This window comes from Flavobacterium sp. CS20 (genome assembly GCF_018080005.1).
Taxonomy (GTDB): domain Bacteria; phylum Bacteroidota; class Bacteroidia; order Flavobacteriales; family Flavobacteriaceae; genus Psychroflexus.
In genome coordinates this window covers 1,231,519-1,255,153 of sequence record NZ_CP073015.1, presented here as the reverse complement: position 1 = coordinate 1,255,153, position 23,635 = coordinate 1,231,519, and the positions used below count along the sequence as shown (strand labels likewise).

The 23,635-nt window shown below is 33.9% G+C and carries 17 protein-coding genes, 1 tRNA gene and 2 pseudogenes; 8 read left to right on the top strand and 12 right to left on the bottom strand.

The genetic code is table 11. The annotated features are described in order from the left end of the window. The first annotated feature begins 23 nt into the window (after positions 1-23). Both porV and cdd read left to right on the top strand, forming a co-directional pair. A complete protein-coding gene (gene porV, locus IGB25_RS05935; protein WP_211066577.1) occupies positions 24-1,178 on the top strand; it encodes a type IX secretion system outer membrane channel protein PorV in 1,155 nt (384 codons plus the stop codon). Between the two features lie 11 nt (positions 1,179-1,189). Beyond that, positions 1,190-1,677, top strand: a pseudogene (gene cdd, locus IGB25_RS05930) (cytidine deaminase). 59 nt (positions 1,678-1,736) lie between these two features. Here the strand turns inward: cdd and IGB25_RS05925 are convergent. Beyond that, a complete protein-coding gene (locus IGB25_RS05925; RefSeq protein ID WP_211066576.1) occupies positions 1,737-4,361 on the bottom strand; it encodes an AsmA-like C-terminal region-containing protein in 2,625 nt (874 codons plus the stop codon). 429 nt (positions 4,362-4,790) lie between these two features. Between IGB25_RS05925 and IGB25_RS05920 the strand changes: the two genes are divergently transcribed. Next, on the top strand, positions 4,791-6,575 hold the full coding sequence (locus IGB25_RS05920; protein WP_247653648.1) for a hypothetical protein: 1,785 nt from the start codon (positions 4,791-4,793) through the stop codon (positions 6,573-6,575). A 123-nt stretch (positions 6,576-6,698) separates the two neighbouring features. On the opposite strand, the gene IGB25_RS05915 is transcribed toward IGB25_RS05920, so the two are convergent. Further along, positions 6,699-7,217 carry a CvpA family protein gene (locus tag IGB25_RS05915; protein ID WP_211066574.1) on the bottom strand — a complete coding sequence of 173 codons (519 nt, stop codon included), beginning with the start codon at positions 7,215-7,217 and terminating at the stop codon, positions 6,699-6,701. A gap of 83 nt (positions 7,218-7,300) precedes the next feature. Between IGB25_RS05915 and IGB25_RS05910 the strand changes: the two are divergent. Then, positions 7,301-8,328, top strand: a pseudogene (locus tag IGB25_RS05910) (isoaspartyl peptidase/L-asparaginase family protein). A gap of 87 nt (positions 8,329-8,415) precedes the next feature. Here the strand turns inward: IGB25_RS05910 and IGB25_RS05905 are convergent. Continuing rightward, positions 8,416-11,193, bottom strand: a complete 2,778-nt coding sequence (locus IGB25_RS05905) for an outer membrane beta-barrel protein (protein ID WP_211066573.1) — start codon at positions 11,191-11,193, stop codon at positions 8,416-8,418. Between the two features lie 171 nt (positions 11,194-11,364). Between IGB25_RS05905 and IGB25_RS05900 the strand changes: the two genes are divergently transcribed. The 4 genes from IGB25_RS05900 to IGB25_RS05885 all read left to right on the top strand — a co-directional run bounded on the left by IGB25_RS05900 (position 11,365) and on the right by IGB25_RS05885 (position 16,489). Then, positions 11,365-12,354 (top strand): aspartate-semialdehyde dehydrogenase, encoded by a 990-nt coding sequence (locus tag IGB25_RS05900; RefSeq protein WP_211066572.1) that lies wholly within the window; start codon positions 11,365-11,367, stop codon positions 12,352-12,354. Between the two features lie 120 nt (positions 12,355-12,474). Then, on the top strand, positions 12,475-15,078 hold the full coding sequence (locus IGB25_RS05895; protein ID WP_211066571.1) for a T9SS-dependent M36 family metallopeptidase: 2,604 nt from the start codon (positions 12,475-12,477) through the stop codon (positions 15,076-15,078). A gap of 65 nt (positions 15,079-15,143) precedes the next feature. Then, positions 15,144-16,127: an ABC transporter ATP-binding protein gene (locus tag IGB25_RS05890; protein WP_211066570.1), complete on the top strand. Its 984-nt coding sequence runs from the start codon at positions 15,144-15,146 to the stop codon at positions 16,125-16,127. 170 nt (positions 16,128-16,297) lie between these two features. Next, a complete protein-coding gene (locus tag IGB25_RS05885; RefSeq protein WP_211066569.1) occupies positions 16,298-16,489 on the top strand; it encodes a cold-shock protein in 192 nt (63 codons plus the stop codon). A gap of 108 nt (positions 16,490-16,597) precedes the next feature. Here the strand turns inward: IGB25_RS05885 and IGB25_RS05880 are convergent. The 9 genes from IGB25_RS05880 to IGB25_RS05840 all read right to left on the bottom strand — a co-directional run bounded on the left by IGB25_RS05880 (position 16,598) and on the right by IGB25_RS05840 (position 23,624). Continuing rightward, positions 16,598-16,671, bottom strand: a tRNA-Ile gene (locus tag IGB25_RS05880). 133 nt (positions 16,672-16,804) lie between these two features. Next, positions 16,805-18,343: a YifB family Mg chelatase-like AAA ATPase gene (locus IGB25_RS05875; protein WP_211066568.1), complete on the bottom strand. Its 1,539-nt coding sequence runs from the start codon at positions 18,341-18,343 to the stop codon at positions 16,805-16,807. 110 nt (positions 18,344-18,453) lie between these two features. Continuing rightward, positions 18,454-18,843, bottom strand: a complete 390-nt coding sequence (locus IGB25_RS05870) for a rhodanese-like domain-containing protein (protein WP_211066567.1) — start codon at positions 18,841-18,843, stop codon at positions 18,454-18,456. A 200-nt stretch (positions 18,844-19,043) separates the two neighbouring features. Beyond that, a complete protein-coding gene (locus IGB25_RS05865; protein WP_211066566.1) occupies positions 19,044-19,355 on the bottom strand; it encodes a rhodanese-like domain-containing protein in 312 nt (103 codons plus the stop codon). A gap of 91 nt (positions 19,356-19,446) precedes the next feature. Next, positions 19,447-20,586, bottom strand: a complete 1,140-nt coding sequence (gene hppD, locus IGB25_RS05860; protein WP_211066565.1) for a 4-hydroxyphenylpyruvate dioxygenase — start codon at positions 20,584-20,586, stop codon at positions 19,447-19,449. A 60-nt stretch (positions 20,587-20,646) separates the two neighbouring features. Continuing rightward, entirely contained in the window at positions 20,647-20,865 is a 219-nt protein-coding gene (locus tag IGB25_RS05855) for a hypothetical protein (RefSeq protein WP_211066564.1), read from the bottom strand. Positions 20,866-20,971: 106 nt separating this feature from the next. Continuing rightward, positions 20,972-22,129 (bottom strand): homogentisate 1,2-dioxygenase, encoded by a 1,158-nt coding sequence (locus IGB25_RS05850; RefSeq protein ID WP_211066563.1) that lies wholly within the window; start codon positions 22,127-22,129, stop codon positions 20,972-20,974. Between the two features lie 252 nt (positions 22,130-22,381). Then, on the bottom strand, positions 22,382-22,975 hold the full coding sequence (locus IGB25_RS05845; RefSeq protein WP_211066562.1) for a hypothetical protein: 594 nt from the start codon (positions 22,973-22,975) through the stop codon (positions 22,382-22,384). Between the two features lie 55 nt (positions 22,976-23,030). Further along, on the bottom strand, positions 23,031-23,624 hold the full coding sequence (locus IGB25_RS05840) for a hypothetical protein (RefSeq protein WP_211066561.1): 594 nt from the start codon (positions 23,622-23,624) through the stop codon (positions 23,031-23,033). Between the last annotated feature and the right edge of the window lie 11 nt (positions 23,625-23,635).

Sequence of the window (23,635 nt, the reverse complement as noted above, 5' to 3'; positions counted from 1 at the left end):
ATATTTGCCTTAATTTTTATTTTATGAAATACAAACATCTATTTATAGTTCTTTTGTCTCTAGGGACAATTTCAAAATCTTTTTCACAAGAAGAACCACGACGAGTCATTACAACTGCTGTACCGTTTTTATTAATTGCTGGAGATGCACGATCATCTGGTATGGGTGACCAAGGTATTGCAACGCCAGTTGATGCCTTTTCTCAACAGTGGAATCCAGCCAAATATGCATTCTCTGAAACGCGTTCGGGTTTTGGTTTAGGCTATACGCCTTATTTAAGAGAATTGGTTACAGATATTAATTTAGGTCAATTGTCATATTTTAATCGAATCAATCAAAGAAGTGCTTTTGCAGGAAGTATTCGATTTTTTGGTTTAGGTGGCGTAGAATTACGAGAAACAGCAGACCAAGTCCCACGTGAGGTTGAGCCTAACGAATTTGCAGTAGATTTGAGTTATGCCTTAAGATTAAACGAAAAATTTTCTATGGCTGTTACTGGTAAATTTATTCGGTCAGACCAAAAAATACCTGGTTTAGGTGGTGATGCGACTGCAGCTAATACTTTTGTCGCTGATATTTCTGCCTTTTATCGGGGAGAAGAAGTGTTTTATAATAATTTTAATGGCCGTTGGCGTTTTGGTGGTGCTATACAAAATATAGGACCCAAAATTAAATTTGATGATGCCGGACAAGAGAACTTTTTACCAACCAATTTAAAACTTGGTGCAGGTCATGATTTTATTTTAGACCCATCAAATACTATCGGTTTGTATGTAGAATTCAATAAATTGTTGGTGCCAACTCCAAGTGATTCTAATGGTGACGGAGTTATCAATAGAGAAGATGATTGGGCTAACGAAGGTGAGTTTTCTGCAATTTTCAGCTCTTTTGGTGATGCACCTGATGGATTTTCAGAAGAACTTAAAGAGGTAACTTGGGCCATTGGAGCAGAATATTGGTATGAAGATAGTTTTGCTTTTAGAGTTGGTTACTTTAACGAATCTGAAGAAAAAGGTTTTAGACAGTTTTTGACGCTTGGTGCTGGTTTTAAATATTCTTCTATCAATATTGATGCGTCTTATTTGTTTTCAACAACACCAGTTCAAAATCCTTTAGAAGGCACTTTAAGATTTTCATTAACTTTTAATATAGGTGATAATGCTTATATTGAATACTAAAATAAGCTTTGATGCCAAGTTCTTCTAAAATAATCACTACAGTTTATGAATTTGAAAGCATAGCTGAATGTAATTCTGAAATTCAAGAATTGATGAGCAATGCAGTTACGGCTCGAAATAAAGCTTACGCACCGTACTCTCAATTTCAGGTTGGAGCAGCAATTTTATTAGAAAATGGAGAAATCATAATGGGTAGCAATCAAGAAAATGCTTCATATCCCTCAGGTTTGTGTGCAGAACGTACAGCTATATTTTATCTGCATCAAAATACCCAAATCAAAAAATTAAATCTATAGCTATTTCAGCAAGTGGTATTCGCAAAGACAATCTACAACCCGTTCCGCCATGTGGAGCTTGTCGGCAAGCTATTGCTGAATATGAGCAAAAACAAAAATCTCCCATAGCCGTCTATTTTATGGGAAAATCAGGTCAAGTTAAAATGGTTGAATCTTTGTTATCTTTATTGCCTCTATCGTTTTCTGAAGATTACTTGAAGTAGTTGATTATACATTCTATCTGTCTAAAAATTAAAATTCTAATTCAATTAGATATTTCATTTTAATTGTCTTTGTCTTTCTTTTTCTTACCACCTAGTAAGCCACCAAGCACGTCTTTTATGGTTTCTTCAGCTTTGTTACCGCCTTGAGCTGTGCTGTCTTGAGCTTTGTCATTAGAATTTCCATGAAGTAGATTTTTAATTTGTTCACTGGCTTTATCAGTAAGCTCATCTTTCTGACTTTGAATGATTTGGTTGGTTAAACTGCTGACAGCAGATTGCATATTAATGTTGAAATCAGGTTGTTTTAAATTTCCAGTAATATTAATTGGTAAGTCAACTTTCATATTGTTCATTTCGGTATTGCTTAGCTTAGCGAGTTGACTACCGATTTCATTACCAAAATATTTTGCAGGTAATTTGAGATTTACGGCGTAATCCATCACATTATTAAGGCTGTGACTGCCTTGTAAGTTAACTTCTATGTCATCAATTTTAAATTTGACAGGATTTACATTTACCGCACCGTTTTGAAACTTAAAAGTTGTTACTACATCTTTTAATTTTAAATTGTTCAAATCAATAATATTTAATTTGCTGTTTAAAGAGTTGGTTAAAGGCATTTTGCTGGGTTCAACTTTAGCTTGAATAATATTAGCTAAACCGTTGCCATTTAACGTAGATAGAATAGGAGACAAGCCTTGTGTCATATCACCTGAAAAATCAAATTCTGTGGTAATTTTACCGACTAAAGATTTTAAAATAGGCGTAAAACCTTTGAGCATTTCTACATCTTGCATTGAAGTGGCAATATCAATGTTTTGCAATTGAAGTTTCATCCCAAAAGTTGGTGTTTTAGACTTCGTGCTAACGTTTCCATCAACTAAAACTTGACCTCCAAATAAATCCGCTTGAATTTTATTTAAACTTGCTTTTTGGTCTTTTATAGTGAGTTGACCTTTAGCATTTTTTAAATTATAATTGTCGTAAACCACTTCATTTGCTGTAAAATCTAAGCTTAAATCTAACTGACTTGGAATTTTTATGGCTTCTTCTGTTTTGCTGTTTTCATCAGGTGTTTTGTTTTTAGCACCAGAAGATTTTGTGTCTTCTTCAGCAGTTGCTGTCATAAAATCATTGACATTAAATTTGTTTGAACTGGTTTTAAATTGACCTTTTAAGTCTTCTTTAGAAAACAAATAACCCATTAGGTTTTTTAATTGACCTTGTGCTTGAAGATCGGTTTGACCCGTTTTCATTTTAAATTGAGACAACTCTGCATTACCACCTTTAAAGTTGACCAAAGCTGTTTGGATTTCAAACGGATTGGCTAATTCTTCAGAAGAATATTTAAAACTGCTCAATTCTATTCGACCTTTGCTTTTGATATTTTGATATTGTTTGTTTTCAATACTATTCATATCAAAATGGGTTTCAAAATCTGCATTTAAAATACCGTTTAAATCTAACTTAGCATCTATAGGATAGGCTTGACTTAAATTGCTCAAATTGATTTTGCCTTTTGCAGTGATATCAACTTTCATATTTTCGGTTAGATTTTTAAAATTTGCCGCACCAGAAAATCTATCTTTATCAATTCTAAAATCAATAGTATTGATATCTATAGCAGTATCTTCAACAAGTCCAGTTTCGTTTATAAGTTTAAGGTCTATATTGATGTTTTCAACTTTTTTGGGTAAATTTTTATATTGAAATTGTGCATTTTTACTGTTTAATGTGATTGTCATTTTAGGAATATGCGTGTCGTCAATCACACCGAACAGGCGACCATCTAAATTAAATTCGCCTTGTGTTGACATTCCGTCAAGATTTCCCGCATATTCTTCAGGTACTAAAGCCAAGAGATTTTTGAAATCAGAATCAGGTGTTGTAAAATTGATGTCTAATTCTTGGTTATCATCATTGACTTGAACAAATCCATCAAATTTTAAAGGAAGTTGATTGACTAAAGCTTTATTGTCTTTAAATGAAAATCGCATTTGGTCTAAATCCATTGCCAAATCTGCATCCAATACAATTTTATTTTGATTGAGATAAGCCGTGCTATCATAAACAAAAGATATTTTTGAATCGGTTTGTGTAGATAAGACGAATGTGTTTTTTGAAAAATCACCTTGACCAGAATGATTAAAATCTTCTAAAGTCAACTTCATAGCATCAGCATCTTGATAGATGATTTTAGAGTCAGAAATATCGTAAGCACTTAGTTCTAAATTAAATCCTTCATCTGCTGAAGAATTGCTTGTAGATTCTCTATCTTTAGATTCAGTTGGTTTTTGAATATCGTAATTGGCAATACCATCTTTATTGGTTTTAATGTTAACAACCGCTTTGTTGATTGAGATGCCATCAACTTTTATGTTGCTTGTGTCAAAAATTTCAAACAAGCCCATTTTAAGTTCAAAATTTTGGGCATAAAATAAAGTATCACCTTCAAAAGGTTTGTTGTTGATAACTGAAATATTTTCTAAACCAACTTTAGCGTTAGGAAAATTAGACAATAAACTTAAGTTAAGTGCCGACCATTCTACTTGTGCATTGACGTTTTTGTTGATGCTTTTTTTGATGCTTTGTTCAATTTGGTTTTGAAATAAAAAAGGTGCTATCAACAAAATTAATACCAAAACAAGTATGACTATTCCTATGATTTTAAGTGCTTTTTTCATAATTCTAATTTGTAATACAAATATCGATGTTAGAATTTTAAATTTTATTTATATAATGTTAATAGTCGGATAAATAACTTCAATAACTTTGTAAATATTTATTTGAAATTGGTTGTAGTTCAGATTTTGCAACCTAAAAATTTTACCTAAAAATACAATTTCTTATCAATATTAAAAGTTAATATATCTCATTGTTGAATTTTTCCATATTTGAACCTAAAAATAATAGAATTATCAATCAGAAAATGTTAGGGTTAATGTTAACTCAATCGTGAAAAAGGGATAATAAATATTTGATTACATTTGAAATTTATAATTTGTTTGCTTCAAAAGATAATGAACTTGAAGGCTATTTTTTTCTTATTGTTGTTTTTTGGTTTTTACAGTTCCATTTTTGCACAAGTAAAAGAAGAACAACAAGACTCTTCGATGTACCAGAACATCGAAAAATATTCAAAAAAAACTAAGTCCACTAAGTTTTTACATAAACTTATTTTTAAACCAACCACCAAAAGAAGAAGCAATCAAACGACTCAAAATGAAAAGGAAAATTATGCTAATTATGAAGGTAAAATCATTAGGAAAATAACTATTGAAACGCACGATCCATTTGGATATTCTTTTAAAGATTCTATCCAAACCGACAACACTTGGCTTGAAAAAACAGGAAATAACATGCATGTCAAATCAAAGCAAGGAACGATTAACGATCTTTTGCTCATCAAAGAAAAAATTCCTTTAGATATTATTAAACTTAAGGAGTCAGAGCGTTTAGTCCGTGCTCAGAATTATATCAGAAATGTTGAAATTACAATAAAAAACAGTGCTAATTCCAAAGACTCTATTGATGTATTTGTGGATGTACTTGATTCATGGAGTTTGATACCTTCTGTATCGTTATCAACGGATAAAAATAAAATAAGATTGAAAGAACGCAATTTTTTAGGTCTAGGTCATGAATTTAATAACCAATATTCTCATAGAATGAGTGATAGCAAAAACGGATACGACATCCGATATACGGTTCCTAATTTTAAAAATTCGTATATCAATACTTCAATTGGCTATAATATTGACTTAGATGATTATTATGGAAAATTTTTTGATGTTTCCCGTCGGTTTTACTCACCGTTAACCAAATGGGCAGGAGGTATTTATCTAGATGAGCAGTTTCGACATGCCCCTTTTATAGAAGAAGATTCAATTACAAACACAAACAGTCAAAATATCAAATACCAATCTTTGGATGTTTGGGGAGGTTATTCTTTTCAGATTTTCAAAGGATCTTCTGTCAGGGAACGTACAACCAATCTTATAACTTCAGGACGATTGCTACGCTTAGATTACAAACAAGGTCCTACGGTTGAATTTGACAGCATTGGCTATTTTAGTGATGAAACATTTGCCCTCAGCACAATTGGTGTTTCTTCCAGACAGTTTGTCCAAGACGCATACATTTTTCGCGATGGAATCATAGAGGACGTTCCCATAGGAACTATTTATGCCACTACATTTGGATATCAACGAAAGTACGAATCAGACAGATTATATTTGGGTGCTAAAATCTCACATGGTCGTTATTTCAACTGGGGATATTTGAGCACAAGTTTTGAATACGGCACATTTGTTAAAAAACAACAGACCGAGCAAACAGCTTATTCGTTTCAAGCCAATTATTTCACAAACCTGATTTCATTGGGTGAAAACTGGAAAATGCGTCAGTTTATTAAACCCCAAGTGTTAATTGGAATCAACCGATTGAACTCAATTGGCGACCGATTAACCATTGATGAATACAATCCATATCAAGATGTGTACGGCGATCAGGCTCAACGTAAAAACAATACTGGAATTCCAGGTTTTTCCAGTAATCTTGTGGGGACAAAAAAAATTGTGCTATCGCTCCAAACACAGTTTTATTCACCTTGGGCAGCACTTGGCTTTCGTTTTAACCCTTTTGTGAATATTACAACAGCACTTCTGGGCAATGAAGACGTAAGTATTACAAAAAGCCGATTGTATTCTGCATTTCGTGTTGGTTTTGTTATCAGAAACGATTTCTTGGTCTTTAATTCCTTTCAGTTATCATTCTCTTATTACCCAATTATTCCTGGAAAAGGAAACCATATTTTTAATACTAATTCCTTTGATACAGAGGATTTCGGATTTCAGAATTTTGAACTGGGCAAACCAACACCTATTTGGTATAATTAGATTTGTAATCTTAGAAAAATTTTGATTTATGATGAATATCAATGTTTGGTTTCTAAAAACTTAGTGAATCAGCATATTCCCACGAGCAACTATATGTTATTTATGATTTTGAATCCAATTATTTTAAGGCAATGCATTCATCACATCTTGGTGTTCTTGACTCATCTCTACCAATTTAGGCCAAATGATATCCGTAAATTGATTGAGTACAGGATAAGTTATCGATTGCTCTAAAGTCTCTTCAGACACCATTTCAACTTGCTCGTTGATCACATTAAAAAGTAACAGCAAAATACTTAAAAGTAAACCAAATTTAAGCAAACCAAATAAACCACCTATCAGTTTATTAAAAAAGCTTAAAGCCACAAAATCAATAAGTTTTGTGATGAGTTTACCGATGAGAGAAACAATGATAACAATGACTATAAAACTTAGCAAAAAGGTAGTAATTCTTAAATATTCATCGTCCCATTCTAGCCATTGCCCAATATATAAGCCATGTTCTTTTGATAAATAAAACGCACCAACAATGCCAAGTATTAAACCCAATAAAGCGGTTAATTCTAACACAAAACCTTTTTTAAAGCCTTTGTAAAAACCAAGAATAAGAATGATGCCGATGATAATGTCTATCAGATTCATGGCGTAAATATAGAGAAGATTTATTCAAAATATCCTATCTTTAAACCATAGTTTAGCATTCACAGACTCAACAAATATTTTTTATGAAAAAAACTTTTATTTTATCTCTCGTCATCAGTCTTCTATTTTGGGCTTGTCAAAGTCCAACTCAAGACTCCAAATCTGAAAACAAACAACAAAGTAGTAAACCAGAAAATCCTATTGCCATCGTTATTCACGGCGGAGCAGGATATATGGCACAAAGTAATATGAGTGAAGAAAAGCAAAATCTTTATAAAGCTAAATTAGACGAAGCCATTTCTACAGGACATGATATTTTGGTAAAAGGAGGATCAGCGTTGGAAGCTGTACAACGAACCATCAATATTTTGGAAGATTCACCCTTGTTTAATGCTGGCAGAGGTGCGGTGTTTAATCATGAAGGCTACAACGAACTCGACGCGTCTATCATGGATGGCAAAACTCAAAATGCTGGAGCTGTGGCTGGCGTTACTCGTATCAAAAATCCCATAAATTTAGCTTACGAAGTTATGGTCAATTCTAAACACGTGTTGTTGTCTGGTAGTGGTGCGGAAAATTTCGCTAAAGGGCGAGGATTTAAAATAATGGACTCAGCTTATTTTGCTACGCCAAGTCGTTTACAAGCCCTAAAACGAGCCAAAAATAAAACAGCTCTACTCAACTGGGAAAACCAAAAATTTGGCACTGTTGGCTGTGTGGCTTTGGATAAAGATGGCAATATTGCAGAGGAACTTCAACGGGCGGTATGACCAATAAACGTTGGAAGAGAATAGGGGATTCGCCCATTATCGGTGCAGGAACTTACGCTAATAATGCGACTTGTGGCGTGTCTTCAACAGGTCATGGTGAGTATTTTATCAGACTGGCAGTAGCTCACGATATCTCTGCCCAAATGCTTTATAAAAAAGTGAGCTTGCAAGAAGCGGCTGAAGATGTGATTTTTAACAAATTAGAAAATCTTGGTGGCGATGGTGGAATTATCGCTTTAGATAAAGATGGTAATATTTCTATGGTGTTTAATACTTCTGGTATGTTTAGAGCATCAATCGATAAAAATGGGAAAAAGGAAGTTTTAATTTTTAAGGAGTAGGTTTTTTACTCGGTGGTGTTTAGTTTTCAATGCTTGATTTTACCACAAAAGATATAGCGGGAAGCAGGTTCTTGATTCCTGAAAAATTTAATTGAATCGCCTTGATTTACTTGGGTCTTTACCACCAAATTTGCTAAACTTATAGGTGAAGCTAAACATAAAATACTGTTCTAAAATGAGTTGATTGGTGTCTTGTATAAAATCGTCTCCTGTGGTTCTTTGTGTGTTGATGTTTTGGTCTAAAAGGTCGTAAACTTTAAATTTAACGATGGCTTTTTCATCGGCAAAGGTGTAACCAAGACTGACATTCCACAACAAAAAATCAGAGTCAAAATCTGAACTGATATTACCGAGTTTGGTGAAGGTGATGTCGTTGCCAAAGGTGACGTTTTTATAGTAATAGGTTGTTAACTCCATCCCGAAATTAAGATTTGTAAATTCTTCGTCAAGGCTTTGTTGAAGGTTGTATGTGGTGATATTGTGCGTGATTCCAAACTCAGGTTCAATATTGATGAGGTCTTCAATTTCGTATCTAAAATCGATTGATGGAGAAAATCTGTAAGATTCGCTTCTAAAGTTTTGGGCATTTGAAAACCCGAGGTTTTTGTTGTAAATAAAGCTGAAGTTACCACCAGCTGTAATGTTTTCGCGGTCGTTTTGATTTTTAGACTTTTTGAGGCTTTTGTCAATATAAAAATTCAAATTGGCATTTTGTCCACCGCTGAGGTTGGTGTAGGTGGTTGTCCTGACCAAATTGTCGTCAGTTGTGGTTACGGAAACGACTTGGTCTTCATTATAACTGTAGTATGAGTAAAAACCGTAGCCACTTCGGGTTTTAAAATCATATTTTCTATAACTTAAACTAAAGTTATGCACTACTGAGGCGTCTAAGTTTGGATTCCCTAACGTAATGTTTAGCGGATTGGTTTGGATAGTAACGGGTTGCAATTGGCTTACGCTTGGAATTCGAGTCGAGTTATTGAACCAAGAGGATAGACGTGATTTGTTTTTAAATCGATAAGCAATATAACCGCTGTAAGCAAAAACATTGAAGTCATTATTGAAGTTGACGTCTTGAATTAAATTGTTGGTTTTGAGTTCGGTGCGGTTAAGTCCGCCACTTACACTTACCGTTAAAGTATCGTCGTCAAAACGCACTCCTGCTTTAGGAATATGCTTATTCGCCCTAACTGTAAATGCGTTACTCAAGTCTTCATTTAAGCTTGAAAATTCTCCTGTATTTTCATCAAAATCAAACACATTTCGTTCAGATTTTTCACTTTCGCTGACATATTCATAAGTCAAGCTGTAGAATAAATCATCGAACAAAAGGTTTCTATAACTTCCTGTAATACTGTATTCATCACGGTGAGAGTTGTTTTGAATGTTTTGATTTTGAATTTCAGTATTGGGATTGTCGCCAAAAATTTCTCTAATGGAGTTAAAAAAGCTGTTGTTTTCTGAATTGGTATTAGTATTTCTAAAACGTAAAGACGCGTAAGCACCTTTGGTTTTTAATTTTCTAGAAACAGATAGATTATTGCTGAAAGTTTTATTGTCAAATTCTGATGTGTTTTCTGTATTGAGTTCATTAATTTGCTCTCCGTCACTATTTAAAGATTCCGAAAAAGAAGAAGTTTCATTATCTCCCGATGAAATATTGATGTTGGGTCTAATCGAAATTCGAGTTAAGGTGTCTGGTTTTATGCTGTAGTTAATAGTTCCACGATGAGAGTCAGAACGATTGGTCGATGCATTTTCAGAATTGGTAAAAAAGGTTCTGTCAGGCAAAATATTTTCTCGACGTGTTGAAGTTTCATTTCGGGTTTTGTTAGAACCAAAAAAGTAGCTCGATTCTAATTCTTGATTGTTAGGCCATTCGTCAGCATAGCTTACGCCAACATTATCAGATTTTGTGATGCCACTATTACCCCCAAAATTTATTCCATTAATTCCAAAACTTCCATTTGAATTGCTTGTTACTCTTCTCACGTTACCCATCATATCAAAGACTTCATCAAAGCTAAACCCTGGACTATTAATGTTGTTAGAGCCAGCTATAACACTGATGCGTGTTTTGTCTTTAAAGTAATTTCCAAAACCGCTCATAGCATATCGACCATCTGTGCCACCACCAAGGGTCAATCTTGAAAATATGCCTTTGTTTTTGTCTTCATCTATGGTGATGTTGATGGTTTTGTTTTCGGCATCGCCATCTTCGCCAGTAAATTCTTGCTGTTTGGTTTTGGTATCGACTACTTGTATTTTTTCAATGATAGATTTAGGTAAATTTTTTGTGGCGATTTTCGGGTCGTCGCCAAAGAAGGATTTACCGTTGACTAAAATACGTTGAACTGGTTTTCCGTTTACTGTTATATTGCCACCGGCATCAACTTTAAGACCTGGTAATTTTTTAAGTAAAGCTTCAAGGTTTGCACCGTCGCGAGTTTTAAACGAAGACGCATTAAACTCTAAGGTATCTTTTTTGAAAACAATAGGTGAGCGGTTGGCTGTCACGGTAACTTCGTCTAACTCATCAGTTGTTGAGTTTAAGAAAACAGTGCCAATATCAATAGGAGAATTTTTGATATTAATGGTTTGCTGATAAGTTTTCATGCCCGTATAACTCACGTTTAAATTGAGTAGCGTGTCTTTGGTAAAATCTTCAATTTCAAAATAACCGTTTTGGTCTGTAATAGAATAAGACACCATTGTAGAATCTTTAAGGCGTTCGAGATAAACCGTAGAAGAAATAAGCACTTCTTGACTTATACTGTCTTTTACGATGCCACTAATTTTAAAAGAATTTTGGGAATACGAGAATAAAAAGCTAAAAACTAAGACAATAGAAAAAAAGTACTTCATAAAAAGATATATAATGCAAAAAGTTAGTTTTGACTTTAAAACATAATTATATACGATTAAAAAATCATTTAATTACATCCATAAACTCAGGTTAGACATTGATAAATTAAGTTAAGGCTTGTGCAATAATACCAAAAAGCATTTTACATTTGCACTTTTAAAGTTAAAATTATGAATATAGCAGTTGTAGGTGCTACCGGAATGGTTGGTCGAGTAATGCTTAAAGTTTTAGAAGAAAGAAACTTCCCAGTTTCAAGATTGTTGCCTGTCGCTTCAGAGCGTTCGGTTGGCAAATCCATAAAGTTTAAAGGAAAAGAGGTGAACATAATCAGTATGGATGATGCTTTAGCTCAAAAACCTGATATCGCTTTGTTTTCAGCTGGTGGACAAACCTCTTTAGATTGGGCGCCAAAATTTGCTAAGGCGGGCACAACCGTGATAGACAATTCTTCAGCTTGGCGGATGCACGAGAACATAAAACTTGTTGTGCCAGAAATCAACGCCCACGAGTTGACTAAAAATGATAAAATCATTGCAAACCCTAATTGCTCTACCATTCAGTTGGTTATGGCGCTTAAGCCACTGCACGATGCTTTTAAAATTAAACGCGTTATTGTTTCCACGTATCAATCTATTACTGGTACTGGCGTTAAAGCCGTAAAACAATTAGAAAACGAATATCAAGATGCAAAAGGTGAGATGGCTTATCCGTATCCCATTCATAAAAATGCTTTACCACATTGTGATGCGTTTTTAGACAACGATTATACCAAAGAAGAAATGAAACTCACTCATGAAACCAAAAAAATTCTTTCAGACGACAGGGTCAATGTTGTGGCTACAGCGGTAAGAATTCCAGTCGTTGGTGGACATTCAGAATCTGTCAATCTGGAGTTTGAAAAGCCTTTTGAAATGACTGAAGTCAGAGAAAAACTAAGTAATTTTAATGGTATTACACTTCAAGACAACCCGAGCACAAATACTTATCCTATGCCAATTTATGCGGAAGGTAAAGACGAGGTTTTTGTGGGACGCTTGAGACGGGATTTTAGTATTAAAAATGGTTTAAACCTTTGGATTGTTGCCGATAACTTGAGAAAAGGAGCGACAACCAATGCGGTTCAAATTGCAGAATACGTTGAGAAAAATTTGCTTTTGTAAGTTTTACTTTAACAGTTAATCACGTAAGTTTTGTAATTAAACATATCTTTAAACTACATAATTAACACTTGTTAGTTTGGGTAATTTTTAATTTCCTATATTTTTACAAAAAATTAATATATGCGTAATATAATTTTAATCTGTGCTCTTTCGATTGTAAGTGTTTTTCAAGCACAAAATTTCGAAACTGTTATTTATAGTTATTTAGACCAAAATTCGGAAGAATTTAATTTTAACCGTTCCGATTTAAATGACTTTATCATCACCAATCAAGCCTACTCTAAGAGTATGGATTTGTATAACGTATATGTTCAGCAAACTCATCAAAATATCCCAGTAATCAATGCTTTAGGAAGTTTTGCTATCAATCAAAATCGGGTAGTTAATTTCAATCATTCTTTTGTATCTAATTTAAGCGATTTTATTGAAACAACCACCTTTAGTATTTCTGCTGAAGATGCTGTTAATTCAGCAATTCAAAGTTTAGGTTTAGATGCATCTTTAAATTTAATATTGAAAGACAATGTTTCGACAATTGAATTTGTTTTTGAATCAGAAAATCTTTCAACAGAAAATATTCCTGTCAAATTAGTTTATGCGAAAGCACAAAATGGTAAATATAGAATAGCTTGGGATTTAAGCATTTTACCACGAGATGAAAGCCATTGGTGGAGTATGTCAGTTGATGCTAACACTGGAGATATTTTAAGACAAAACGACTGGATGTTGAGTTGCAATTTCAATAATTATCACTTTATTAATAAATCTAATAACACACAAGATTTTGAAAATAAAGAAAATTCCACCCTAAGTTTTGTTACAGATGGATCTCAATATCGAGCTTACCCATTAGGCATAGAATCTCCTAATCACGGGAGCAGAGTTTTGCTTAATCAGCCAGCAGATTATAACGCATCACCTTTTGGTTGGCATGACACAGATGGTGTTGCAGGAGCAGAATTTACAACTACACAAGGCAACAATGTATTAGCTAGTGAGGACAGAGACGGCGATAATGTTTCAGGATATTCGCCTGATGGTGGTGCAAACTTAAATTTTGATTTTCCTTTAGGGGATTTGCCCGCTTTTATGAATGAAGATGCGACCATTACCAACTTATTTGTTTGGAATAATTATGTTCACGATGTTTGGTATAATTATGGTTTTGATGAAGGAGCAGGAAATTTTCAAGAAACCAATTACAGCAGTATAGGTATAGGTAGTGATTTTGTTGTAGCCGATGCACAAGATGGTGCAGGTTTAAATAATGCAAACTTCGGTACACCACCAGAAGGATCAAATCCAAGAATGCAAATGTTTTTATGGTCGTCATCAGGATCACCTAGCAATCCACTAACTATCAATTCGCCATCTGATATTGCTGGCGATATTTTTGGTATTCAAGCTGGATTTGGTCCAGGCTTGACACCAACACCGATAACAGCAGATTTAGCACTAATAGAAGATGACAATAGTAGTGCAACATCAACAGATATCCATGATGCTTGTGATATTATCACTAATGGAGCTAATCTCAATGGTAAAATTGTTGTGATAAGACGAGGGATTTGCACTTTTGTTGAAAAAATCGAAAAAGCACAAAATAATGGTGCTATTGCTGTTATAATGGTAAATAATGTGTTAGGGAATCCCATTACAATGGGTGGGAATGGGAATAACATTAATATTCCTTCAATAATGATTTCATTAGGAGATGGAATATCTCTTATTACCAAGCTTCAAAATAGCGATAATATTAATGCGACATTAGTCAATAATGGACCGTTTCAAGTTGATGGTGATTTTGATAATGGCATTGTAGCCCACGAATACGGTCATGGAATTTCAAGTAGGCTCACAGGCGGGTCAACTCAAGCTAATTGTTTGTTTAATGACGAACAAATGGGTGAAGGTTGGAGCGATTGGATTGTACTGATGATGACTATGCAACCTGGCGATACACCAGAAAAACTTAGAGGCTATGGCACATTTGCTATTAGCCAACCTACTACGGGAACTGGCATAAGACCTTTTCCATATTCTACTGACTTTTCAGTAAACCCAGCAACCTATGATTTAACTAATAATCCTAATCTTTCCATACCTCATGGTGTTGGCTTTGTATGGGCAACCATGCTTTGGGATTTAACTTGGGAATTGATAGATCAATATGGTTTTGACCCTGATTTAGTAAATGGAAGTGGCGGAAATAATATAGCTATTCAGTTGATTGTTGATGGTATGAAACTTCAAAGTTGTAATCCAGGTTTTATCGACGGACGAGATGCAATTTTACAGGCTGATATGCTTGCAAACAATGGGGCTAACCAATGTTTTATATGGAAAGTATTTGCAAACAGAGGCTTAGGTTTTAGTGCAGATCAAGGCTCATCCCTTCAAAGAGATGATCAAATAGAAGCTTTTGACTTACCAACAAATATTATTTTGCCTTGCCAAACGTTAACAACACAAGATTATGACCAAAATTCTTTAAAATTTTATCCAAATCCTACCAATGATATATTGAACATAAAAAGTCTTTCGGAAACAATTGGTTATGCTAACCTTAAGGTTTTTGATGTGAGTGGTAGATTGCTCATCAATAAACCTTTAGATTTCAACCAAAGTCAAGAGTTAGATGTTTCTCAACTCAAAACTGGTGTTTATGTCGTTAAAATAGAAAACTCTAGAGTAAATATTTCTAAAAAAATAATAGTAAATTAAAACTTTATTATATCAATCATCTAAGCTGAATTTGTTTTAAATTCAGCTTTTATTTTTATCAGAAGATGTTAACATTAAAATCTGTTTATTTTTCTTACAACAAAATTTTTGGGCTTAACAATATTTCTTTCAGTATTCATTCTGGGGATATTCTTGGTATTATTGGTCAAAGTGGTTGTGGTAAAACTACTTTACTCAAACTTATTTATGGAAAGCTTGATGCTGATAGTGGAAAATTATTATGGAATGGCAAAACAATATTAGGACCATCAAATCAATTAACTCCAGGAAGAGAAGATTTAAAGTACGTCACCCAAGATTTTCAATTGATGCCTTACACGAGTGTTTTAGATAATATCACAAAACCTTTATCTAGACAATCTATGCGTCAAAATATTTCTCGAGCGAGAGAATTGCTTGAAGTTGTAGGACTTAAGGATTACGAGAATACAAAAGTTAAAAATCTTAGTGGAGGTCAGAAACAACGCGTTGCCCTAGCTCAAGCATTAGCAAAAAAACCTAAGTTACTATTGTTAGATGAACCGTTTTCGCATATCGATCAATTTTTTAAAAATGAGTTAAGACGTCAATTGTTTAGCTATTTAAGAAATAATCATGTGACTTGTGTTTTGTCAACTCACGATAAAGATGACATCTTAGCCTTTTGTGATGAAATACTGGTTTTAAAAGAAGGAAAAATAGTCGATAGAGACACACCGAACAGGCTTTATAAAAACAATAATAATCCTTATGTGGCAAGTCTATTTGGAGACTTTAATCAAATTAACCCAAAACACATTTGGAATAAAACCAAAAAAGAAAAAAACATTATAATATATCCACACGAAATAAAACTCCAAAAAACTACAAAATCTGAATTAGATATTATCAATCAATACTATATGGGACATTATTTTAAAATTGAATTAAGTTGGAAATCGCATCGTTTATTTGTTCATACTCCTAAAGCTATAGACTTATCTCAAAATTATAAATTGGTGTTTGACAAAGATGAAATCTCAAATCGTTTAGCAATAAATTTGTCTTAGCCTTTTAAACAAAGCCTTTTCAACGTTTTAATACATAAAAAATGGAGTTTAAAATTAGAGCAAGACCCTGTTTTTAACTTAAAGAAAATCAATAATTAACATTAAAAATGCTTTACTGATTAAAATATGTTGTAATATTGTACTTTATTAATTAATTATTTTTATATTTTATGGAAGGTACAGTTAAATTTTTTAATGAGTCTAAAGGTTATGGATTCATTACTAACGACGAAACCGGAAAGGACATATTTGTCCACGTTACAGGTCTTAATGGAGAATCTCTTGAAGAAGGAGATCAAGTTGAGTACACTGAAGAAGAAGGCAGAAAAGGTATGAACGCTACAAACGTTCGTATCCTCTAAATAATACAAATTATTTATTGTTTTTCTTACTAACGCTGTTCATTTGAGCAGCGTTTTTTATTGGTTAAAAAAAAACCGTTTCAAACTTATGAAACGGTTTTAGACTTGTGGTCCCACCTGGGCTCGAACCAGGGACTTTCTGATTATGAGTCAGATACTCTAACCAACTGAGTTATAGGACCAATATTTAAAATATACTCTCATTCAAGAATAGGATTGCAAAAGTAAAGTATTTAATGAAATTAACAAGAATTTTTTTAAATTTAGCTCTAAAATATTTAAATCTAACTCAAAGCATTAAAAGCTAAAATTCAATCAACCTAACCAACCATCTCTATCTAAACTGCGGTATTGAATTGCTTCACTGATATGTGCATTAGAAATATTATCTTCATTTTCTAAATCGGCTATGGTTCTGGAGACTTTAAGAATTCTATCATATGCACGAGCAGATAGGTTGAGTTTTTCCATAGCGGTTTTAAGCAAAGTTTTTGAGGCTTCATCAAGCTCACAAAACTTTCTAATTTGTTTGACGTCCATTTGGGCATTGTAGTGAATATAGTCAATATCTTTAAATCGTTCAGCTTGTTTTTCGCGGGCTTTGGTCACGCGTTCTCTAATTTCAGCACTGCTTTCGCCTCGGCGTTCTTCGCTGAGTTTATCAAATGGCATCGGCGTGACTTCTATATGAATATCAATACGGTCGAGTAGTGGACCACTGATTTTGCTGAGATAGCGTTGCATTTCGGATGGCGATGAAGTAACAGGTGCATCAGGATCGTTAAAATAACCACCAGGACTCGGATTCATACTGGCGACTAACATAAAACTTGACGGATATGTTACTGTAAATTTTGCTCTAGAAATCGTGACTTCTCTATCTTCTAAAGGTTGACGCATCACTTCCAACACTGAGCGTTTAAATTCTGGGAGTTCATCAAGAAACAAGACACCATTATGCGAAAGAGAAATTTCACCTGGTTGTGGATAAGCACCGCCACCAACCAAAGCAACATCGCTAATGGTATGATGTGGACTTCGGAAAGGTCGGTTTGCCATTAAACCTGTGTTTTCTTTTACACCACCAACTACCGAATGGATTTTAGTGGTTTCAAGAGCTTCTTGAAGTGTCATAGGTGGAAGAATACTGGGTAGCCGTTTGGCGAGCATCGTTTTGCCTGAACCAGGCGGACCAATCATAATGATATTATGACCGCCAGCGGCTGCAATTTCCATACAGCGTTTTATGGATTCTTGACCTTTAACTTCTGAAAAATCAAATTTGGGATGTTCTAAGTTTTTATAGAATTCTTCTCTCGTATTGAGAATGGTTGGTTCGAGTGTTTTACCTTTATCAAAAAAGTTGATGACTTCAGTGATGTTTTCAACACCATAAACTTCAAGACCATCAACAATAGCGGCTTCTTTAGCATTTTGTTTTGGTAAGATAAAACCTTTAAACCCATCTTCTTTGGCTTTGATGGCAATGGGTAAAGCTCCTTTTATGGGTTGTAAACCACCATCGAGAGACAATTCGCCCATAATGATATATTCGTCAATGTTTGGTGCTTTGATTTGTGATGAAGCGGTAAGAATACCCAGAGCTAAAGTCAAATCATAAGCAGAGCCTTCTTTACGCAAATCAGCTGGTGCCATATTGACCGTTATTTTTTTGCCAGGGAATTTTAAACCGATGTTTTTCAATGCGGCTTGAATTCTAAAACTACTTTCTTTTATGGCATTATCAGGCAAACCTACCAAGTGGTAACCGATGCCAGAATCCACGTTGACTTCTACTGTGATATTGGTGGCTTCAACACCAAAAACAGCACTGCCATAGACTTTTATGAGCATAATATTCTACTTGTTTTAAAGAAATTCAAATTTTATACTGATAAAAGTAACAAATTACGATGAATGAGTAAGACTTTAAAATAATATTTGTAGAAAATACGAACTGATTTTTACTTTTTAATTGTATTCCCTTCCTTCATCCACTGCGTAATACCACCTTTTAAGTCATAGATTTTTGAAAAGCCTTGTTTTTGAAGAATTTTAGCACATTTTGCACTTCTTCTTCCTGAGCGACAATATACGATAATGGGTTTGTCTTTGTTTAAAGTGTCTAGCTTTTTGTCGAAGTTATCATCATAAACAATATTGTGTGCCCCTTCGATATAATTTTCATTAAATTCTTTAACGGTTCTAACGTCAACCAGCTGAACTTCATCATTTTTGAGCATGGTTTTCATTTCCTTACTATCTATCATCGTGATATTAGAGTATTTGGCTTTTTCTTTACAGCCTATGCTTAGTAAAAGGATTAAAACTAGGCTAATTTTAAAATGTTTCATAATGCTATTGTTATGCTGTTTCTGAGTTGATTTTATTATTCAAATATGACTATTTATACTTAAGATTTCATGTAGAGGACGCAAAGTTTTGATGCCAAAACACTCAAAGTGAACTTATCAATTTATTACTTTGATAATATAAAACATCTAAGAATTTTCAACTTTCTTATTACCGCCAACTACCAGCTACCGACTAACAGCTATCCTTCAACTTCTCCATGCCATTCTATGATGCCACCTTCGAGGTTTGATACATCTTTAAAACCTAATTGTTCCATGATATTACATGCCATCGCACTGCGACTTCCAGCTCTGCAATATACAAAATAGGCAATTGATTTGTCAAGTTTTTCTATTTCCTCTACAAATTTTTGAGCGTCTTGCACATTGATAAGCGTTGAATTTGGAATGCGTTTTTCTTCATATTCTTCTGGTGTTCTCACATCGAGAATAACGCTGTTTTGGTCGTCTTTTTGGGCTTTTTCCCAAGATTTGTTATCTAGATTATTCATTTTCCCATCCTGACCTTCTCATTGGGAAGGAACTTTTTTTAAAAATTAATTATTGATTTATTTATTTTTCATTTTCAAATTGCTACATTATCTATAAAGTTCCTCTTAAATTTTGCTCTCTTTCTATAGCTTCAAAAAGGGCTTTGAAATTGCCTTTTCCGAAAGATTTTGCACCTTTTCTTTGTATGATTTCAAAAAACATGGTTGGTCTATCTAAGACGGGTTTTGTGAAAATTTGCAATAAATAACCTTCATCATCTCTATCGATTAAAATATCGAGCTCTTTTAGTGGCTCAAGGTCTTCGTCTATTTCTCCTACGCGGTCTAAAACATCTTCGTAATAAACTTCAGGGACGCTCAAAAACTCTACGCCACGGTTTCTTAAGCTGTTGACTGTTTCAATAATATTGTCAGTAGCTACTGCAATGTGTTGTACACCAGCACCGTTATAAAAATCTATGTATTCTTCAATTTGAGATTTCTTTTTACCGTGAGCAGGTTCGTTTATAGGAAATTTGATCTTACCATTGCCATTACTCATCACTTTACTCATCAAGGCGGTGTATTCTGTTGAGATATCTTTGTCGTCAAAAGATACGAGTTGTGCAAATCCCATAACATTGGCATAAAATTCACACCATTTGTTCATTTCGTTCCAACCTACATTACCCACCATATGGTCAATGTATTTAATTCCTGTGGATTCTGTGGTGTAAGGGTTATCCCAAGCTTTATAGCCTGGCAAAAAAGGTCCGTGATAATCTTTGCGTTCAACAAAAAGATGAACAGTTTCACCGTAGGTGTGAATGCCTGAAATCACGGCTTTACCATTGCTGTCTTCAATGGTGTGTGGTTCGCAATAAGCTTTTGCACCTCTTTTAGTGGTTTCTTCGTAGCTTTTTGTGGCATCGTCCACCCAAAGGGCAATATATTTGACGCCATCGCCGTGTTTGTTGATATGGGCGTTGATATCTCCTCCAGGTTCAAGCGGACTGGTTAATACTAATCTGATTTTGTCTTGTTGTAAAACATAAGAGACTGTATTTTTCTTTCCAGTTTCTAAGCCAGCATAAGCAATAGGCGTAAAGCCCCAAGCGGTTTGGTAATAATAAGCGGCTTGTTTGGCATTGCCGACATAAAGTTCTACAAAATCGGTTCCTAAAATGGGTAAAAAATCTTCGGCTTCTGGATTTTCTACGGGTAAGTTTAAGCTTGTTGTATCTGTTTTCATTGTATTGAGTTTATAAGGTTATCAGTTTATAAGTTTCAAGTTTTAAGTTGTTTTTTTCTATTACTCATCATCTTTTCTATAGCCTTCATAATAGTATGATTGTTTTATGCCTTTTGAAATATTCTTTTCTCTAATCTTTCCAGCATAATCATACAAACCATCAAATATATATTTATGAATTTGCAAAAGTCCTTCTGTTGTGCCAACTTCAAAAGTATCGATTTTTCCAGTTTCAAACAACTGAAAAGCTTTTTTGATACTTTCTTGGTCTTTATTCATACATAATATATTTTCTGCTATATTTTAATTTCTCATTACTTGATCTAATTCCAAGCTGTACAAGCTGTATAGTCTAAAAACTAACAGATAGAGGCTAAAAGCTATTTTATTCCAACCATGACTTATAATAAGTGCCATCAGACAATTTCATACCAACTTCAGTGATTTGAAGAGGTTTAAAGGTATCTACCATTACGGCGAGTTCTTCAGTTTTGGTTTTGCCAATGCTTCGTTCTCTTGCACCTGGATGTGGACCATGTGGTATGCCAGCTGGGTGCAATGAAATATGTCCGCGGTCTATGTCATTTCTACTCATAAAATCGCCATCAACGTAATATAAGACTTCATCGCTGTCTATATTAGAATGGTTGTATGGTGCTGGAATGCTTTCTGGATGATAATCAAACAATCTTGGACAGAATGAACAAACCACAAAAGCATCGGTTTCAAAGGTTTGATGCACTGGCGGTGGTTGATGTATTCTACCTGTTATGGGTTCAAAATCGTGTATAGAAAATGCATAAGGAAAATTATAACCATCGTAGCCTACCACATCAAATGGATGTGTGGCGTAAACCATTTCAAACAAGTCGTTTTGTTTTTTGACTTTTATGATAAAATCTCCTTTTTCGTCGTGGGTTTCTAAATCTTGTGGTGCTCTGAGGTCTCGTTCACAAAACGGTGAATGTTCTAACAGTTGCCCAAAATAGTTGCGATAGCGTTTGGGTGTGTATATTGGTCTGGTAGATTCAATAATAAACAAGCGATTATCCTTTGTGTCAAATTCGATTTTATAAATCATTCCACGCGGAATAAGCAAATAGTCGCCGTATTTGAAATCGAGATTTCCAAGATGAGTTCTTAGTTTTCCGCTTCCTTCATGAATAAAAAGCAATTCATCAGCATCGGCGTTTTTATAAAAATAATCATCGGTAGATTCTTGAGGTGCTGCAAGGGTTATATTGACATTGCTATTGTGCATAATAACTTTTCTACTGTCTAAATAATCGGCTTCTGGTTTGAGCTGAAACCCTTTTAAGCGTAAAGATTCTAAGTTGTTTTTAACCGCAATTTTGGGTGCTACTGACTTTTGGGATTGTATAGCTTTTACTTGAGTAGGTCGATGTATGTGATAAGAATTGGTGTACATCCCGTCAAAACCTATGGTGCCAAACAATTGTTCATAATACAAACTGCCATCTGGTTTTTTAAAAATAGTATGGCGTTTGTGTGGTATTTTACCAAGTTTATGATAAAAAGGCATAATTTTTATAATTTATTCAAATATCGTGAATAATAGTTAATTTAAAAAATTAAATATGCAAAATTGAGTTGGTTTAAAAACCTTCCAATTTTTTTGTTTTAGATTTCAAATTAGATTTTAAAATTGAAAATGGCTGTAGTGTTTAACAATGGCTTGGGGATTCGCGGTGAAAAAAATCAATACCAATATACCCTAAAGATTTAATGAAAAAGTACCACCCCAAATTTAAAAACTTTGAGATGGTAATAAATATTATGGATTTACATAAAAGTGAATTTCAGACAAGTTATTATTTGAATCTAATCTAAGAGATAAAGAAACTGCATATTCGCCTTCCTGTACAACTTTAACAAGCTTATTATTATTTGCACCATTTTTTATTAAATAATTTATGCTTGTTAGATTAGAAATGGGGTCTCCTATTTCCAGCTTTATGCCATTAATAGTGATATTATCAGACTTTAAATCTATGACTTCAAGATCATCACCTTGATTTTCTCCAAAAAATGTAACTTCTAAGCCATTGTGATATTCAAATTCTCTATAAACATCTCCTGTAATAGCCCCTGGTTCTTCTATCGTTACGGAGTTTGGCTGAGCTAAATCTATGCTAGTTGTAGGACCAGTATTTTCATCATCTTCTATCGGAAATAAATTTGCCATCTGATCAATATCTCCATGGGTCGCTTTTATATCTGTAAACAATACGTCTTCAAATTTTATGGTGTTGTATATATTCTCAGTTACAACGGTATAGCCCAACTGTGTGGCTTCTTGAACAAGTTGTGCTTGAACATTTAATCCTATACTAAGTATAGATAGTAGTAAAATTATTTTATTTTTCATTCTCTAAAGATAAAAAAATCACCTCAAAGCTAAAAAACTCTGAGGTGGAAATAAATTAAGGAATTTCAAAGTAATGTATTTTTGTGATATAATTATTAGAGTCTAAATCAAGAGACAGAGAAAAAGCATATTCACCTTCTTCTACAATGTTTACAAATTTATTATTATTTGCACCATTTTTTATTATATAGTTTATACTTGTAAGATTAGAAATGGGGTCTCCTATTTCCAGCTTTACACCATCAATAGTAATGTTATCAGACTTTAAGTCTATGACTTCAAGATTATCTCCTTGATTTTCTCCAAAAAAGGTAACTTCTAAGCCATTGTGATATTCAAATTCTCTATAAACATCTCCTGTAATAGCCCCTGGTTCTTCTATCGTTACGGAGTTTGGCTGAGCTAAATCTATGCTAGTTGTAGGACCAGTATTTTCATCATCTTCTATCGGAAATAAATTTACCATCTGATCAATATCTCCATGGGTCGCTTTTATATCTGTAAACAATACGTCCTCAAATTTTATGGTGTTGTATATATTCTCAGTTACAACGGTATAGCCCAACTGTGTGGCTTCTTGAACAAGTTGTGCTTGAACATTTAATCCTATACTAAGTATAGAAAGTAATATGATTATTTTATTTTTCATTTTATTTAGTT

Excerpts from the sequence above, each read along its gene's own strand:
- hppD (WP_211066565.1), bottom strand. The coding sequence starts at position 20,586 with ATGAAAACAGATACAACAAGCTTAAACTTACCCGTAGAAAATCCAGAA.
- IGB25_RS05890 (WP_211066570.1), top strand. The coding sequence starts at position 15,144 with ATGTTAACATTAAAATCTGTTTATTTTTCTTACAACAAAATTTTTGGG.
- porV (WP_211066577.1), top strand. The coding sequence starts at position 24 with ATGAAATACAAACATCTATTTATAGTTCTTTTGTCTCTAGGGACAATT.
- IGB25_RS05845 (WP_211066562.1), bottom strand. The coding sequence starts at position 22,975 with ATGAAAAATAAAATAATTTTACTACTATCTATACTTAGTATAGGATTA.
- IGB25_RS05875 (WP_211066568.1), bottom strand. The coding sequence starts at position 18,343 with ATGCTCATAAAAGTCTATGGCAGTGCTGTTTTTGGTGTTGAAGCCACC.
- IGB25_RS05895 (WP_211066571.1), top strand. The coding sequence starts at position 12,475 with ATGCGTAATATAATTTTAATCTGTGCTCTTTCGATTGTAAGTGTTTTT.
- IGB25_RS05920 (WP_247653648.1), top strand. The coding sequence starts at position 4,791 with ATGTACCAGAACATCGAAAAATATTCAAAAAAAACTAAGTCCACTAAG.
- IGB25_RS05870 (WP_211066567.1), bottom strand. The coding sequence starts at position 18,843 with ATGAAACATTTTAAAATTAGCCTAGTTTTAATCCTTTTACTAAGCATA.
- IGB25_RS05840 (WP_211066561.1), bottom strand. The coding sequence starts at position 23,624 with ATGAAAAATAAAATAATCATATTACTTTCTATACTTAGTATAGGATTA.
- IGB25_RS05855 (WP_211066564.1), bottom strand. The coding sequence starts at position 20,865 with ATGAATAAAGACCAAGAAAGTATCAAAAAAGCTTTTCAGTTGTTTGAA.
- IGB25_RS05925 (WP_211066576.1), bottom strand. The coding sequence starts at position 4,361 with ATGAAAAAAGCACTTAAAATCATAGGAATAGTCATACTTGTTTTGGTA.
- IGB25_RS05850 (WP_211066563.1), bottom strand. The coding sequence starts at position 22,129 with ATGCCTTTTTATCATAAACTTGGTAAAATACCACACAAACGCCATACT.
- IGB25_RS05865 (WP_211066566.1), bottom strand. The coding sequence starts at position 19,355 with ATGAATAATCTAGATAACAAATCTTGGGAAAAAGCCCAAAAAGACGAC.
- IGB25_RS05905 (WP_211066573.1), bottom strand. The coding sequence starts at position 11,193 with ATGAAGTACTTTTTTTCTATTGTCTTAGTTTTTAGCTTTTTATTCTCG.
- IGB25_RS05900 (WP_211066572.1), top strand. The coding sequence starts at position 11,365 with ATGAATATAGCAGTTGTAGGTGCTACCGGAATGGTTGGTCGAGTAATG.
- IGB25_RS05885 (WP_211066569.1), top strand. The coding sequence starts at position 16,298 with ATGGAAGGTACAGTTAAATTTTTTAATGAGTCTAAAGGTTATGGATTC.
- IGB25_RS05915 (WP_211066574.1), bottom strand. The coding sequence starts at position 7,217 with ATGAATCTGATAGACATTATCATCGGCATCATTCTTATTCTTGGTTTT.